The following is a 15,474-nucleotide window of genomic DNA, read 5'->3' as shown; positions in this document are numbered from 1 at the left end:
TGGTGCGCTGCCGGGCGCAGGGATTGCCCTGTCGCTCAGCGGGACACGCGGATCGGCATGATGAGGTACCGGTACCCGCCGATGAGTTCGCCATCCTCCCCGGCGGGAGAAATCACCGCCGGCTTGAAGGCGTCGACGAACTGCAGGACGGCGAACTGGGCACCGAGGTTGGTCAGGCCGTCGATCAGGTACTGCGGGTTGAAGCCGATGGTGAGCGACTCACCGGTGAAGGTGGCCTCCATCGCCTCGCTGGCCCGCGCCTCCTCAGTGCCGCCGGCCTCGACGACCAGGCCGTCGGCGCTGAAGCTGAGCAGCACCGGAGTGGTCCGCTCGGCGACGAGGGCGACCCGCTTGACGACCTCGATGAGGGTGCTGACCGCGACGCGGGCCTCGGCGTTGTGGCTGGCCGGGAAGAGGGAGCGTACCGGCGGGTAGTTCGCGCCGTCGAGAAGTCGGCTCGTGGTCCGTCGGGTGCCACCGGAGAACCCGATCATCCCCTCCCCGGCCGAGCCCTGGGACAGGGCGAGGGTGACCTGGCCGCCGACCGGGCCGAGGGTCTTGGCGGTGTCGTTGAGGGTACGGGCCGGCACCAGCGCGTTGATGCTGATCTCCGGATCGTCCGGGCTCCACTCCATCTCGCGCAGCGCCAGCCGGTAGCGGTCGGTGGCGAGCATGGCGAGGGTGCCACCGGAGAGTTCGATCCGGACACCGGTCATCATCGGCAGCGTCTCGTCCCGGCTGGCGGCGACCGCCACCTGGGCGACAGCGGCGGCGAAGGCGGCCGCGTCCACCGTGCCGGCGCTCTCGGGCATCTCCGGCAGGGCCGGATAGTCCTCCACCGGCATGGTGGGCAGGGTGAACCGGGCGCTGCCGCAGACCAGTTCGAGGTGGGCGCCCACTGCGGCGATGTCGACCGGCTTGCCGGGCAGCGCCTTGGTGATCTCGGCAAGCAGCCGGCCCGAGACCAGCGCGGCGCCGTCGGCGTCACCCTGCACCTCGACCGTCACCTGGCTGGACACCTCGTAGTCGAAGCCGGACACCTGCAGACTGCCGTCGGTGACGCGAAGCATCACGCCGGCCAGCACCGGTACGGACGGCCGGCTGGGCAGACTCTTCGCAGTCCACGCCACGGCCTCGGCGAGCGCGTCGCGCTCTACTCGGAACTTCATCAATGCCTCCGCGTCGACGTCGACGTCGTCAACTCTCTCATGCCGGCCGCTGCCCACCGACCCACCTGGCGTGCGGGTACCCCTCGCACCTTAGGGCGCGAGGGTATCGGCTGTGCGCCCGACCCCGTGGATCGTGTCGATGCTGACGAGTCTCTCCGGCAGCGATCGGCCGATCCACAGGAAGTCCAACGGTGATGATTGGTTTTCGTTCTTTTAGAAGAGATAACCCATCGTCTTCATCGCACCTGTGCAAACTGTGGAGAACTCGCATCGGCGCAGGTCAGAGTGGTTATCCACCGGTGGGTTGGCTGTGGAGAACCGGGGGTACAACTGCCCTGTCGGTCCACAGGGCAGTCGTACCCCCTCGGTTGTCCACCGCTGTCCACCGGTTGTCCACCGGTAATCCACCGACTTTCTCCCCAGCCCTGTGGACAGACCGGACGGCCTTCCCGTCGGTTTTCCCCAGAACCTTCAACAGCCTCCCCACAGGTGCGGCGTCTTCGGTGGACAACACGGCCGGTTGTCCCCAGCCGTCCCCAGGCGTCCACAGGGTTGTCCCCAGGGTTTTTCCACAGCCTGTGGGTAACTGGATGGGAACGCTTCGTGGTTGTCCACCGGCGGTGGACAACGAGTTGTGGACAACGAGTGGGAGCCGATGTGGTCACGCCCTCATGGTGTGGCCTATACCTCGTCGAGGGTCAACCCCACGGACACCAGAAAGCCCGGCCGGGAGCACCCCAGCCGGGCCGGTCGGACGACGTACGCCTCAGGTGTTCTGCTTGATCCGGTTGGTCAGCTCGGCGATCTGGTTGTAGAGCGAGCGTCGTTCGGCCATCTGCTGACGGATCTTGCGGTCGGCGTGCATGACGGTGGTGTGGTCGCGGCCGCCGAACGCCTGCCCGATCCGGGGCAGCGACAGGTCGGTCAGCTCACGACACAGGTACATGGCCACCTGACGGGCGTTGACCAGCACCCGGGACCGGGAGTGACCGCGCAGGTCCTCCAGGCTGACTCCGAAGTAGTCGGCGGTGGAGACCATGATCTGATCGGCGGTGATCTCCGGACCGGCGCCGTCGGGGATGAAGTCCCGCAGCACCTCCTCGGCCAGCGAGAGCTCGACGTTCGACCGGGTCAGGCTGGCGAACGCGGTGACCCGGATCAGCGCCCCCTCCAGTTCCCGGATCGAGTTCGACACTCGGGAGGCGATGAACTCCAGCACGTCCGGCGGGGCGTACAGCCGCTCCTGCGCTGCCTTCTTCTGCAGGATCGCGATCCGGGTCTCCAGGTCCGGCGGCTGGATGTCGGCCAGCAGGCCCCACTCGAACCGGGTCCGTAACCGGTCCTCCAGCGTCGCCAGCTGCTTGGGCGAGCGGTCGGAGGTGATCACGATCTGCTTGTTGGCGTTGTGCAGCGTGTTGAAGGTGTGGAAGAACTCCTCCTGGGTCCGCTCGCGGTTCTCCAAGAACTGGATGTCGTCGATCAACAGGATGTCGACGTCGCGGTAGCGGCGCTGGAACGCGCTGGTCTTGTCGTCGCGCAGGGAGTTGATGAAGTCGTTGGTGAACTCCTCGGTCGAGACGTACCGGACCGAGCGGGCGTTGCCCAGCGTGGTGGCGTAGTGGCCGATCGCGTGCAGCAGGTGGGTCTTGCCCAAGCCGGAACTGCCGTAGATGAACAGCGGGTTGTACGCCTTCGCCGGCGACTCGGCCACCGCCACGCTGGCCGCGTGCGCGAAGCGGTTCGACGAGCCGATGACGAACGTCTCGAACATGTACTTGGGGTTGAGCCGGTTACCACCGCTGTCCGCGCCGGTGGGCAGTCGCCGGTCGTCGCGGGGACGGTGATCGACCCCACCTCGGCCGGGTCCGCTGTCGGTGCCACCGTCTGCGGGCAGGGCGCGGATCACGTGCTGGTCGCGGGGCGAGACCCCGGCGTCCTCGCCGTACCGGGCGCCGAAGCCACGCGGGCTGGTGGCGGGCGGATCCAGGCGGGTGACCCGCTCGGTGAAGCCGAGCCGCTCCGGTGGGCGCCGGTTGCCCTCGGTCGGCCGGTGGGGCTGGCGGGGTGTCTCGACGAACGCGGTGCCGAAGAGGGTGTCCTGGCCGTCCGATCCGCCCGGGCCGGTGCGCGACCCGTCGTCGGACGGTGGAGTCTCCGGTGCGGAACGGTCGAAGCGGTCGGGGTGCAGTTGCTCGGGTATGAGCGGGAGCTGCTGCCGGCCGTCAGCGGGGTCCTGGTCGGCGACGCCGGGGGCGTCGAAGCCGACGGGGTCGGCGAGGCCGCCCTCCGGTGCGCTGCGATAGACCGTGCCCTCGGCCCGGGCCTCCTCGGCGACGCGCACGGTCACCGCGACCTGGATCGGTCGCCCCAGTCGACGCGAGAGGGCCTCGGTGATGGCCGGCCGCAACCGCGACTCGATCACATCCCGGGTGAACGCGTCCGGCACGGACAGCAGGACGGTGTCCTCGACGATGGCGCGCAGGCGGGTCAGCCGTAGGTAAGCCCGCTGCTGCGCGGAGATGATCTCGTCCGCGAGTTCGTCCGTGGTCGCCGTCCACACCGCGGCAAGGTCGGTCGTACCGGCCACCGTCGTGCCACCCCCTCGCCTCTGCTCCCGGACGCCGCCGTCTCTCGGCCATCCGAAGACCCGGTACCGAGCGGGTGTGACCCTGCACCCACACGGCCGTTCTCCACAAGTTATCCACAGCCTGTGTACCGACCGATTGTGGCCGCCCACCGGGCGCGGGTCGGACCTGCCCCCTGCCGTGGCCGGGTGCTGAAGCGGGGTTCACCGTGCCGAACGATTTACTACCGTCTCCGGTCTTGCCCTGTCGGCGACATCCCGAGCTGGAGACGCTGACCGCAATCGGGCACGGTAACAGCGTTGTCGCCGCGGCTTCAACCGGCGACGCGCCCGCCCCCTTGTCGGTATCAGCGAAAACCACCGCTTCGGTCGCGCTTCGTCCCAGGTGAGCGGGTGAGTAGGTCGGTTTGACGGTGATTGCACCCCGGCCTACGCTGGAGGGGCTGCTCTCACGCCCTCTGCTAGGGTGATGGTTGCCTGCTGCCCGCGATTACTCCCGCAACGTCGAGCAATCGCGGAGTGTGGGGGCCATATCGCGGAGTGCGGGAGGCCATGCGGAGTGCGGGTGGCCTTGCGTCGCCCGGGCAGCACCGATCGGGGCCACCACAGCGGCGGCCTGGACCACCACGACCCCGGCGTCCCTCGACCGGGGCCGTCCGACAACGGAGAGCCTGACGTGAGCAAGCGCACCTACCAGCCGAACAACCGCCGGCGCGCGAAGACCCACGGCTTCCGGCTGCGCATGCGCACCCGGGCCGGTCGCGCCATCATCTCGACCCGTCGCGCCAAGGGCCGTACCCGCCTGTCGGCCTGAGGCCGACCGGGTCCGCTCCCGGAGACTGGCAGTCGTGCTGGCAGCCGCGCAGCGACTGCGGCGCAGTAGCGACTTCGCCGCAGCGGTTCGCGGTGGCCGCAGGGCCGGTCGCGGCGCGGTGGTCGTCCACCTGACGCTGCCGGGCACAGCCGAAGTGACACCGGACATGACGCCGAAACCGGCGCGGGGCGACGCGGAGCAGGATTCCGCGCCGGTCTCCCGCGCCGGTTTCGTGGTTTCCAAGGCCGTCGGGCCCGCCGTGGTCCGAAACAGGGTCCGTCGCCGGTTGCGGCACCTGGCCCGGGAGCGGCTCGACACCCTCCCGGCGGGAAGCACCCTTGTGGTACGCGCCCTGCCGGCCGCGGCCGACGCCACCTACCAGCGGCTCGGTGCCGATCTGGAAGCTGCGGTCGGCGCCGCTCGGGCCGGCCGAGGGCGGCGACGGTGAACGTCGAGCCGACCCCGGCACGCCCCGCTACCGGCGGTGCCCGGATGTTGACCCTGCCGATCATCGCGTACCGTCGGTGGATAAGTCCGGCACTGCCGGCCCGCTGTCGGTTCTACCCGTCGTGCAGTGCCTACGCCCTGGAGGCGGTGACCCGGCACGGTGCGCTACGGGGCGCCGGTCTGACGGTCCGGCGACTGTCGCGCTGCCATCCATTCAATCCTGGTGGATACGACCCGGTGCCGGAGCCGGGCGGCCGCCGATCTGCCGACGTGACTGGAGCTGAGTGTTGAGTCTCGACTGGATCTACTACGCGATCTCGTGGATCCTGCTGGCCTGGCATTCGGCCTGGGACGCCATCGGTGTTCCGGAGGCCGCGGTCCTTGGCACCAACTGGTCCTGGATCCTGGCCATCATCTTCCTCGTGGTCACCGTACGGGTGATCCTCTTCCCGGTCTTCGTCAAGCAGATCAAGTCGCAGCGGGCGATGCAGGCCCTGCAGCCTCAGGTGAAGGCGCTGCAGGAGAAGCACAAGGGTGACCGGGAGACGCTCCAGAAGGAGATGATGGAGCTATACCGGAAGGAAAAGGCCAACCCGCTGATGGGCTGCCTTCCGATGTTCCTCCAGATCCCGGTCTTCCTCGGTCTCTTCCACGTGCTGCGGCGCCTCAACCCGGACCCGGCGAAGACCAACAAGGACATCTACGGCTGGACGGTCGACCAGTTCAACAGCGCCTCCGACGCCACTCTCTTCACCGCCCCGATCGCCAGCAAGTTCGGCTCGACGGCGGCGGAGTTGGCGCAGCTGGGTGCGAACGGCACCGTCGTCAAGATCATGGCGGGCGTCCTGGTGCTGGTGATGATGGGCACCACCTACCTCACCAGCCGCCAGATGATCCTCAAGACCGGTTGGGCGGAGGACCCGCAGCAGCGAATGATCCAGCGCCTGATGCTGTACGGCATTCCGCTGTCGTTGCTGGTCTCGGGTGCGATCTTCCCGATTGGTGTGATCATCTACTGGGTCACCAACAACCTCTTCACCCTCGGCCAGCAGCAGTGGGTGCTGCGTAAGTTCCCCCCGCCGGTGACGGCTACCAACAAGCCGGCCACGACCGGGCGCAACGGCGCGCAGCCCGCGAAGACCAGCGGCCTTTTCGGCCGGGCCAAGCCCGCGGCGGAGCCGGCCAAGCCGGCCGCGCCGAAGATCGCCGGCCCGAAGCCGGGTGCCAAGCCGGCCAACCCGAAGAAGGGCCGCCCCGCCAAGCGGCAGGGCTGAATCGTCCGGGCCGCCATCGGGAAACCGGTGGCGGCCCGTTGCGCGAGCGAGCTGCCGCCGCTTCATCAGGCGCGCCGTAAGCGCGAAGCGCCGCGCGCGCCGCGGCGAACGGGCGAGACTGCCCATACAGACGTGCCCGCGGGCACCGGCGACGTCCCGCCGGCCGCGGGAAACCAACGGACCCAGGTCCGGCCGAGTGAGTACGGAGATGACACCGTGACCGACACCAGCATCCCCCGCGCTGATCAGCCCTTGGCCGACGACGAGCCGACCACGGCGGCTCCGGTCGACGGTGAGCCGACGGAGAAGGACGCCGAAACGGCACCGGGCAAGGCCGTCGGCGACAGCGACCTGTTCCGGCAGAGCGAGATCGCCGCCGACTACGTCGAAGGGCTGCTCGACATCCTCGACTACGACGGTGACATCGACGAGTTGGTGTCGGGCGGCCGTCCGGTGGTCGAGGTGGTCGGCGGTCGGCTGCAGAACCTGGTCGGCCAGCGTGGCGCCACCCTGGAGGCACTCCAGGAGCTGGCCCGGCTCGCCGTCTTCCGGCAGACCGGCTCGCCGAGCCGGTTGCTGCTCGACGTCGGCGGCTACCGGGCCAACCGGCGCAAGGAACTCGGCGCGGTGGCACGCAACGCCGTCGAGAAGGTCAAGGAGCACGGCGAGTTGGTGCGCCTGGAGCCGATGTCGGCGTTCGAGCGCAAGTGCGTCCACGACGTGGTCAACGCGATCGACGGCGTGCAGAGCGAGTCCGAAGGTGTCGAGCCCAACCGGCGGATCGTCGTCCGCCCCGCGGACTGAGCGGGTGACCACAGACGACATCAGGGGTGATGTGCCGTCGGGCCCGGGTGGTACGCCGCCCGGGCCGCCGGCTGTCCGCCCCGGATCGCCCGAGTCGCCCCGACCGGATCCGGCCGTGGCGGTGTTGCCGTCCGAGCTGGCCGAGGCGGCGCGGCGACTCTTCGACGGCCGGCTCGACCTGGCCGCCGCGTACGCCGAGCTGTTGGCCACCGACGGCGTGGTGCGGGGCCTGATCGGCCCTCGTGAGGCACCTCGGATCTGGGATCGCCATCTGCTCAACTGCGCGGCCGTCGGCGAGTTGATCCCGTCGGGCGCGACCGTGCTCGACGTCGGGTCCGGGGCGGGGCTACCCGGCCTGGTTCTCGCGATCGCCCGACCCGACCTGCGGGTGACACTGATCGAGCCGCTGGCCCGGCGTACCGTCTTCCTCGACGAGGTGGTGGACGAGCTGGCGCTGCACGACTCGGTCCGGGTGTTCCACGGACGCGCCGAGGACGCGGCCACCTGGCCGGAGCCGGTACGGGGTGACGTGGTGACCGCGCGCGCGGTGGCGCCACTGGACCGACTCGCCGCCTGGTGTCTGCCGTTGGCCACGCCAGGCGGCCGACTGCTCGCCCTCAAGGGTTCCTCGGCCGCCGACGAGATCGTGGAGCACGGCGCTGCCGTGCACCGCCTCGGTGGTGGTGAACCAGTGCTGCACCGCTGTGGCGAGGGGATCGTGGAGCCACCGACCACCGTGGTAGAGGTCGTGCGGGAGCGGATCGTCGCCGTGCCGGCCAAAGGCTCGGCGAAGAAGTCCCGGGGCGGCCGGATTCGTCGACGCTGAGTGGACCCGCTGTTCCGACGGTGATCCGAGGACGTTCCACCCGATTCGGCCGACCGGTTGCGAACCCGACGTGGACCGGCCACGCCCAGGCGCCGTAGGCTGGCCGCGCGTCGATAGTGTGGAGCGGGCGGCGAGGGAAGTCCTCCGGGCCGGGCCGCTCCCGCCGGGCGGTACCTCCGCGGTGCAGCGTGAGTGGCCCGGTTTGACGGGTGCGGACCGACCATCCGGAGCGGGCAGGGATGACAGGTGCATGACGACGGCAGGTACGACGATCCGCGCGTGACCGGGTCAACGGGCGACCCCGTTTCACGTGAAACCGACTACCCCGGTTGGCGGCCCTCCGGAGCCGCGCAGAGTCCGCCGGAACCGGGCCAGGACGCCCCCACGTCGGGTGCGCCGTGGGCTCCCTCCGGCGACCAGCCTTCGAACCGGGATGCGCCGGACTTTGCCGGCCGCCCTGGCAACGCCAGTCCCGACGCCCGGGTGATTCCGATCCGGAGGAACACCTCCGCCGGGGCGCGGTTCGAGGCTACGGCGTCGTACCAGCCGCCGTCCGGCGCGGTGCCGGGCCCGCGACCGGCGGCCGACACGCCAGCGGCTCCCGCCGGGCCCTACGGGCCGGTTGCCGCCGAGGCCGCGTACGTTTCACAGGAAGCCCCGACGACGCGCGAAGAGGATGATCCACCGTTGGCTATGGAGGCGATGCGCGCCGTGCAGATCCTGAATCCCAGTGGCGAGGTGAGCATGCCTCGGCCGGAACGGACCCGGGTCATGTGCGTCGCCAACCAGAAGGGCGGCGTGGGAAAGACCACGACCACGGTGAACCTGGCAGTGGCACTCGCCCTGCACGGCAACCGGGTGCTCGTGGTCGACCTCGATCCGCAGGGCAACGCCTCCACCGGGCTGAACGTGCCACACCACACCGGCGTGCCGGACGTGTACGACTGCCTTATCAACAGCGTCCCGCTTGAGGACGTGGCCCAGGCGGTGGAGGGCATCCCCAACCTCTGGTGCGTACCGGCGACGATCGACCTGGCGGGTGCCGAGATCGAACTGGTGTCCGTGGTGGCCCGCGAATCGCGGCTCTCCCGCGCCATCACCGCCTACCCCGGGCACTTCGACTACGTCTTCATCGACTGCCCGCCCTCGCTCGGCCTGCTGACGGTCAACGCATTGGTGGCCGCCCAGGAGGTGCTCATTCCGATCCAGTGCGAGTACTACGCGCTCGAAGGGTTGAACCAGCTGATCAACAACATCAACCTGGTACGCCAGCACCTGAACCCGCGGCTCGAGGTCTCCACCATCCTGCTCACCATGTACGACCGACGTACCCGGCTCGCGGACGCGGTCGAGCAGGACGTCCGTAACCACTTCGGCGACAAGGTGCTTCAGGCGGTGATTCCGCGTAACGTGCGGGTCTCCGAGGCGCCCAGCTACGGCCAGTCGGTGATGACCTACGATCCCGGTTCCCGGGGCGCGACGAGCTACTTCGAAGCCGCGCAGGAGATCGCCGAGCGGGGCGTCAAGGAGCCGGTGAGCCGGAATGCGTAGTGCGGACGAGGCGCTGGGAGGCGTGGCATGAAGAACCGTCCTCGGGGCGGTCTGGGGCGGGGCCTTGGAGCGCTCATCCCGACCGGACCGGCTCCGGATGCCGGTACGGGCTCCGCTGTGATCACCGCCGATGCGGCCGGTACGACGGATGTCGTCGTACCGGCCGCGATCCCGGCGCCGGCGACGGAGCCCGACCCGGTCCTGAGCCCGGTGCCGGGCGCGCGCTTCGCCGAGATCCCGGTCGACTCGATCGTGCCCAACCCGAAGCAGCCCCGGCAGGTCTTCGACGAGGAAGCGCTGGAGGAACTGAAGACCTCCATCCAGGAGGTCGGCTTTCTCCAGCCGATCGTGGTGCGTCAGCTCGACGACGAGAAGTTCGAACTCGTCATGGGCGAGCGGCGGTGGCGGGCCGCGCAGGCGGTCGGTCGGGAGAGTATCCCGGCGATCGTCCGGGACACCCGCGACGATGCCATGCTGCGCGACGCGCTGTTGGAGAACATCCACCGCGCGAATCTGAACCCTCTCGAAGAGGCCGCGGCGTACCAGCAGCTGCTGGACGAGTTCGGCGCGACGCACGAAGAGCTGGCCCGCCGGATCGGGCGTAGCCGACCGCAGATCTCCAACACCATCAGGCTGCTGAACCTGCCGGCGCCCGTGCAGCGGCGGGTCGCCGCGGGAGTGCTCTCGGCGGGACATGCCCGGGCGTTGTTGAGCCTTGAGGACTCGGAGACGCAGGAGCAGCTCGCGCTGCGGATCGTCGCCGAGGGGCTGTCGGTACGGGCCACCGAGGAGATCGTCGCGCTCTCGCTGAGCGAGAGTACGGGCAAGACGGAGGCGGCCAAGCGTCGTGCGAAGCCGCACGCGCCCGGCCTCAACGACCTCGCTGACCGACTCTCCGACCGCTTCGACACCCGAGTCAAGGTTGACATCGGGCGGAGCAAGGGCAAGATCACGATCGAGTTCGCCACGGTCGACGATCTGGAACGGATCGTCGACATCATCGGCGTAGACCGGACGCAGTCGGAGGACTGAGTCAGGCGCGACTCACCGGCCGCCCTCGCTGATCCGGCAGGGCGGCCGTTTCGTTGCCCGCTTGGAGCGCGACCGCCCTCGCCTCGGAATCCGGGGTTACCCCATTACACCGACCGACGGCTGGCGTTGTGGGGTAACCCCGACGGGACTGGCCGGACTCCGGCGATCCGGGACGGCTGGACACCCGAGTGGTTCGCGGCGACCGCCGGGACTCCGGCTGGCCGAGGGCAGTTGCGGGCCCGTTTCACGTGAAACCCGGTAGAGCTGGAAGCTCAGTGGAGCTGCCCCCGGTCATCGGATCCCATCACGTCGAGGAATGCCTCCCGGCCCCCGTTTCACGTGAAACGGGCCCAGGTCGTCGTTTGCAGAGCGACTCTGGTGCCAGCCTGAGCATCAGAGAACCGGCCCGTCCCGCTCATCCGGCTCTCAAGCCTCCGCCCGACCCGCGACTCGGGCAGCCGGCGGGACCGGGATGTGGCATTCGATTGCCAGGTGCCTAGCCCTGCTGAGCTTGACGCACTCGGCGTGGAGTACGGCCGCGGCCGCCTCGGGTCGGTGCCGGCCTGGAACTGGTTGCGGGCACCGGGATGGCCATGCCGGGCAACTGGGGGCGGTCGCCGCCTCGTTGGCCGGCTAGGTCGATGGTCGATGGTCGACCTCACCGATATCGCGCCGGGTAGCACCGGGCCGGGGCAGGTCGGGCCGCGACTCGTGCCTGTGGCATCGAGCCCGGCCAGGAAGCCCACCCCGTCGGGGAGCCGGTCGCGAGTGCGCTCGCTGCCGACCCGGCGAATCTGTCTTGGCGGCGGCCGGAACGGTGTCGGGAGGGCTCGACAGGTGAAGGAGGGCCGGCCAATGCCGCGACCTCGTTTCACGTGAAACGTCGGCGTCCGGGCGGCTGCGGATGGGCGTCGGCGCCATCACGTTATCCACACCGGTTGTCCACAGGCCACCGATGTTTCACGTGAAACAGACAGCGAAAGCCCTTGTCGGGGCGGGAGGGTGGGCATCGCGCCAGGGATCGAGTGCCTGTGGATATCTCTGGGGACAACGGGCCGGGCGGCTGGGTGGATCCTTCCGGCGGGCGTCGGAGACGAAGCCGGCTCAGGTAGGGACAGCGGTCCTGGACTCGGTTAGGGTCAGCGTCGTGCCCGACACCCCTCCCTCAGTCCCGGACTTCACCCAGTGGCCGTCCTTTCCCTTCGAGGGCGACCTACGGGTCAAGCAACTCGACGATCCGGTCCCGGTCGAACCGCCCCGCAAGGGCGAGGGCAATCGGGAATGCACCGCCTGCCAGGCGCCCGACGATGCCTACATCTGGGTCGGTGAGCGGTGGCGCGTACGCGCCATGGACCGGCCGACCGGTCTGCCGATGGTCCTCATCCTGGAGTCCCGGTCACACCTCGACCTGGGCGATCTACCGAACCTGCTCGCCGCCGAGTTGGGCGTGATGACGGTACGACTCGAACGCGCCATCCGGTCGCTGGACGGAGTAGCGCGGGTTCATGTCAGCCGGTGGGGCGACGGGTCTGCCCACCTGCACATGTGGTTCCTGGCCCGACCGTACGGACGGCTCCAGCTGCGGGGTACTTTCCTCTCCCTCTGGGATTCGATCCTGCCGCCCATCTCCGAGGAGCAGTGGCGGGAGAACCTGGCCCTGGTGGCTGCCTGGCTCGCCGAGTTCGGTGGACGCCCACTCGCGGAACCACCCCGCATCCAGTGGCAGGCCCCGTCCAGTCTCGCCGCCCAGTCGGCAGCGCCCGAGCAGGTGTCCACCAGTGAAGGGGCATCACTGCTCGACGTCATCGGGGAGACGGCCGAGCCGCCCGAACTGTCGAGTGAGGTCAAGGTCGCCGCGGAGAACTCGGCGTCGGACACCTCGTCCGGCACCGTGCCCCGCCGGGGCGAGGCAGCGAGTACCGCAGGCAACACGGCCGACAGGTTGGCCGCCCCGACATCCGAACCGGCGTCGCAGACAAGCACCGCCCCGCCGACCGGGCGGCCGCAGCCCACCCCCGAGGGCGTCTCGCCGGATCAGGCCGCGGCCGCTTCGCCCGCCGCAACGCCCGGGGCCGGCCCGGGAAGGCCGGCGCAAGCCGAACGCGGAGCGGGGACCGAGGAGTCGACGACGGCCGCTGAGGGCCAGGTAGAAGCCGCTGAGAAGGCGGCAGCGGCCACGGTGGGCGGGGTGGCTACTCCGGGAGGGGCGCCGGCGTCGGATGCGTCAGCTGGGCCCTCGTCGGCGGCGCCGAGGCCGGCACCGGATGCTGCCAGCGGCTCGGCCGGTCCGGCAGACCGACCGACCGGCGCCTGAGCGTCTCGGACTGCGGATATGGCGTACGGTGGCCCGGATCCGGCTCGGCGCGGGAACCGGTCGGGGCGCCACCACCAGTCGTCTCGGGCCGACGCTGCCGATCGGGCCGTGCGTACGCCGGTGACTGGGCGGGGGTGGTCAGCGTCGGGTGGCCGCGCGGGCGACCAGTTCACCGAGTACCCGGCCGAAGTCCAGCCCGGCCGCCTGCACCGCGAGCGGCAGCAGTGAGGTCTCGGTCATCCCGGGCGCGACGTTGACCTCCAGGACGTGCGGCTGCCCCGCCGAGTCGACGATCAGATCGACCCGGCTCAGGTCGCGAAGCCCGAGGGCGGCGTGCGCGGCCAGCGCCACCTGCCCCACCGACTCGGCAACGGCCGGATCGAGCCGAGCCGGGGTGTGCCAGGTGGTCCGCCCGGCGGTGTAGCGGGCGGCGTAGTCGTAGACGCCGTTGCGGGGCACGATCTCGACCGGTGGCAGCGCCCGGGGGCCGTCACCCAGGTCGATGACGGAGACCGCCACGTCCATGCCGGGCACGTAGCGCTCCACCAGCGCGGTCTGGTCGTACGCGAAACAACCGACCATGGCGGCCGGCAGCGACGCGGCGTCCCGGACCACGGCGGCGCCGAGTCCGGAGCCGCCCTGGGCGGGCTTCACCATCAGCGGTAGTCCCAGCCGGTCCACGATGCGATCGAGCACGGCCACCGCGCCCAGTTCGCTGAACCGGTCGTGTGGCAGCGCGACCCAGTCCGGCGTGGCGATGCCGGCCTCGCGGAGCACCGCCTTCGCCGACGGCTTGTCCCAGGCGAGCCGGGACGCACGGGCGTCGCAGCCGACGTACGGAACTCCGCAGAGGTCGAGCACCCCACGCAACGAGCCGTCCTCGCCGGTGGCGCCGTGCAGGGCGATCACCACGGCGTCGGGTGGGTCGGCGGCCAACGCCGGCAGCAACGCCACGTCGGCGTCACGTAGCTCGGCCTGCACTCCGAACGCCCGGAGCGCGTCGAGCACCCGACGGCCGGAGCGCAGCGACACGTCGCGTTCGTACGACAGTCCGCCGGCCAGCACGAGCACGTGCAGCTCTGTGGTGGCGGTACCGGACACGGAGGATTCTTCGGCGGCGCTGGCACCCATGCCGGGCATCATGCCAAGTCTGGGCCGGGGGTGTCGGAGCCGGCCCGGCCACGCCGGGCACCCGGCCCGCCGACCGCGCCGAACACCCGCCGCATCGCGATGTCCTGTTCCATCACCCCGGCCAGGCGGCGGACGCCTTCGCGGATCCGCTCGGGCGACGGGAACGAGAAGTTGAGTCGCATGTGCCCGTTGCCGGTGCCGTCGGCGTAGAAACCGGTTCCGGGGACGTACGCGACCCGGGCGGCGATGGCCCTGGGCATCATCGCCTTCGAGTCGAGCCCGTCCGGCAGCGTCGCCCAGACGAAGAGGCCGCCACCGGGCGTGGTCCATCTGGTCCCGATCGGCATCAGGTCTGCCAGCGCGGCGAGCATCGCGTCCCGCCGCTCCCGGTAGACCTCTTGGTAGACCTTCAACTGCTCGCGCCAGGGCATGGTGCCGAGGTAGGTGCTCACCGCCGACTGCGCGTACGCGCTGGGGCAGAGGATCTGCGCCTCGCTGGCGATGACCAGTTTGTCGCGGACGGCGTGCGGGGCGAGAATCCAACCGACCCGCAGCCCCGGGGCGAACGTCTTGGAGAAGGTACTGAGGTAGAAGACGCCGTTGCGGCGCCGCGCCCGCAACGGCGCCGGTGCCTCCCCTTCGAAACCCAACTGGCCGTACGGGTCGTCCTCGACCACCAGCAGACCCGCACGTTCGCAGATGTCCAGCACCTGTTCCCGGCGCTCCTCGGTGAGCGTCACGCCGGTCGGGTTCTGGTAGGTCGGGATGGTGTAGAGGAACTTCACCCGCCGGCCGGCGCGGGCCTGCTCCGCGATGGCCGTCTCCAGCGCATCCGGAATCAGCCCGTCGTCGTCCATCGGCACGTGCACCACCTGGGCCTGAGCGGCCTGGAACACCCCGAGCGCACCGACGTAGGTCGGTCCCTCGGCGAGCACCACGTCACCCGGGTCGAGGAAGAGGCGGGCGACCAGGTCGAGTGCCTGCTGGCCGCCGACGGTCACCACCACGTCCTCCGGTGAGGCACCACACGAGGCGTCGATGCGGGAGAGAGCCATCACCTCGCAGATGCGCTCGCGCAGTTCCAGGGTGCCCTGGCCGATGCCGTACTGGAGGGTGGTGTTGCCGTGGTCGGTGCCGAGCCGGCCGAGCATCTCACCGACGGCGTCCAGCGGCAGCGCCGCGATGTACGGGGCGCCACCGGCGAGCGACACCACCTCCGGCCGGCTGGCGACCGCGAACAGCGCCCGGATCTCCGAGGCGGTCATCCCCCGCACCCGGCGGGCGTACCGGTCGGTGTAGTCGTCGAGTGTCGTGCCGGTCATGACATCACCTCGATGCTGCGCGGACGGCTCCCGTCCCGGATACCCCGGTTTCCGGCGACCATGGCGACACGGTGCGCCGAGTGCCGATCCTAGCCGCCGTCGATCGCCCGGGGCGGCCTCGATCGGCCGCGCGTCCACATGCCGGGCCCACCGCCGGGTGTCCTGAGGTGGGCATTCGCAAGTCCCCTCCCGCGGCGCCGATCGGC

Annotated in this window: 13 protein-coding genes; 9 read left to right on the top strand and 4 right to left on the bottom strand. The window is 70.2% G+C overall.

The window, feature by feature from the left end:
• Positions 1–35: 35 nt before the first annotated feature.
• Positions 36–1,169, bottom strand: a complete 1,134-nt coding sequence (gene dnaN / locus D2L64_RS19830; protein WP_119578703.1) for a DNA polymerase III subunit beta — start codon at positions 1,167–1,169, stop codon at positions 36–38.
• A gap of 766 nt (positions 1,170–1,935) precedes the next feature.
• Positions 1,936–3,729 (bottom strand): chromosomal replication initiator protein DnaA, encoded by a 1,794-nt coding sequence (dnaA, locus tag D2L64_RS19825; protein WP_233559055.1) that lies wholly within the window; start codon positions 3,727–3,729, stop codon positions 1,936–1,938.
• 700 nt (positions 3,730–4,429) lie between these two features.
• Here dnaA and rpmH point away from each other — a divergent pair.
• The 9 genes from rpmH (at position 4,430) to D2L64_RS19780 (ending at position 12,815) form a co-directional block, all read left to right on the top strand.
• Positions 4,430–4,567 carry a 50S ribosomal protein L34 gene (gene rpmH / locus D2L64_RS19820; RefSeq protein ID WP_074478258.1) on the top strand — a complete coding sequence of 46 codons (138 nt, stop codon included), beginning with the start codon at positions 4,430–4,432 and terminating at the stop codon, positions 4,565–4,567.
• Positions 4,568–4,601: 34 nt separating this feature from the next.
• Positions 4,602–5,015: a ribonuclease P protein component gene (gene rnpA / locus D2L64_RS19815; RefSeq protein WP_119578701.1), complete on the top strand. Its 414-nt coding sequence runs from the start codon at positions 4,602–4,604 to the stop codon at positions 5,013–5,015.
• Between the two features lie 44 nt (positions 5,016–5,059).
• A complete protein-coding gene (gene yidD / locus D2L64_RS19810; protein ID WP_233559049.1) occupies positions 5,060–5,305 on the top strand; it encodes a membrane protein insertion efficiency factor YidD in 246 nt (81 codons plus the stop codon).
• Positions 5,302–6,288, top strand: coding sequence for a membrane protein insertase YidC (gene yidC, locus D2L64_RS19805; protein ID WP_119578736.1), 987 nt, complete (start codon positions 5,302–5,304; stop codon positions 6,286–6,288). Before yidD ends, yidC begins: the two co-directional genes overlap by 4 nt.
• Before the next feature lie 216 nt (positions 6,289–6,504).
• A complete protein-coding gene (locus D2L64_RS19800; RefSeq protein WP_119578735.1) occupies positions 6,505–7,092 on the top strand; it encodes a Jag family protein in 588 nt (195 codons plus the stop codon).
• A 115-nt stretch (positions 7,093–7,207) separates the two neighbouring features.
• Positions 7,208–7,918 (top strand): 16S rRNA (guanine(527)-N(7))-methyltransferase RsmG, encoded by a 711-nt coding sequence (gene rsmG / locus D2L64_RS19795; protein WP_233559048.1) that lies wholly within the window; start codon positions 7,208–7,210, stop codon positions 7,916–7,918.
• Positions 7,919–8,164: 246 nt separating this feature from the next.
• Positions 8,165–9,469, top strand: coding sequence for a ParA family protein (locus tag D2L64_RS28410; protein ID WP_119578698.1), 1,305 nt, complete (start codon positions 8,165–8,167; stop codon positions 9,467–9,469).
• Positions 9,470–9,496: 27 nt separating this feature from the next.
• On the top strand, positions 9,497–10,501 hold the full coding sequence (locus D2L64_RS19785; protein WP_119578697.1) for a ParB/RepB/Spo0J family partition protein: 1,005 nt from the start codon (positions 9,497–9,499) through the stop codon (positions 10,499–10,501).
• A 1,372-nt stretch (positions 10,502–11,873) separates the two neighbouring features.
• Positions 11,874–12,815 (top strand): hypothetical protein, encoded by a 942-nt coding sequence (locus D2L64_RS19780; RefSeq protein WP_233559054.1) that lies wholly within the window; start codon positions 11,874–11,876, stop codon positions 12,813–12,815.
• Positions 12,816–12,953: 138 nt separating this feature from the next.
• On the opposite strand, the gene D2L64_RS19775 is transcribed toward D2L64_RS19780, so the two are convergent.
• Together D2L64_RS19775 and D2L64_RS19770 are read right to left on the bottom strand one after the other, a co-directional pair.
• Complete coding sequence (locus D2L64_RS19775) at positions 12,954–13,946, bottom strand: D-alanine--D-alanine ligase family protein (RefSeq protein WP_119578695.1); 993 nt, start codon at positions 13,944–13,946, stop codon at positions 12,954–12,956.
• Positions 13,947–13,954: 8 nt separating this feature from the next.
• On the bottom strand, positions 13,955–15,268 hold the full coding sequence (locus D2L64_RS19770; RefSeq protein WP_119578694.1) for an aminotransferase-like domain-containing protein: 1,314 nt from the start codon (positions 15,266–15,268) through the stop codon (positions 13,955–13,957).
• Positions 15,269–15,474: the final 206 nt, after the last annotated feature.

This window comes from Micromonospora radicis (assembly GCF_003583405.1).
GTDB lineage: Bacteria > Actinomycetota > Actinomycetes > Mycobacteriales > Micromonosporaceae > Micromonospora > Micromonospora radicis.
This window is presented reverse-complemented; position numbering and strand designations above follow the sequence as displayed.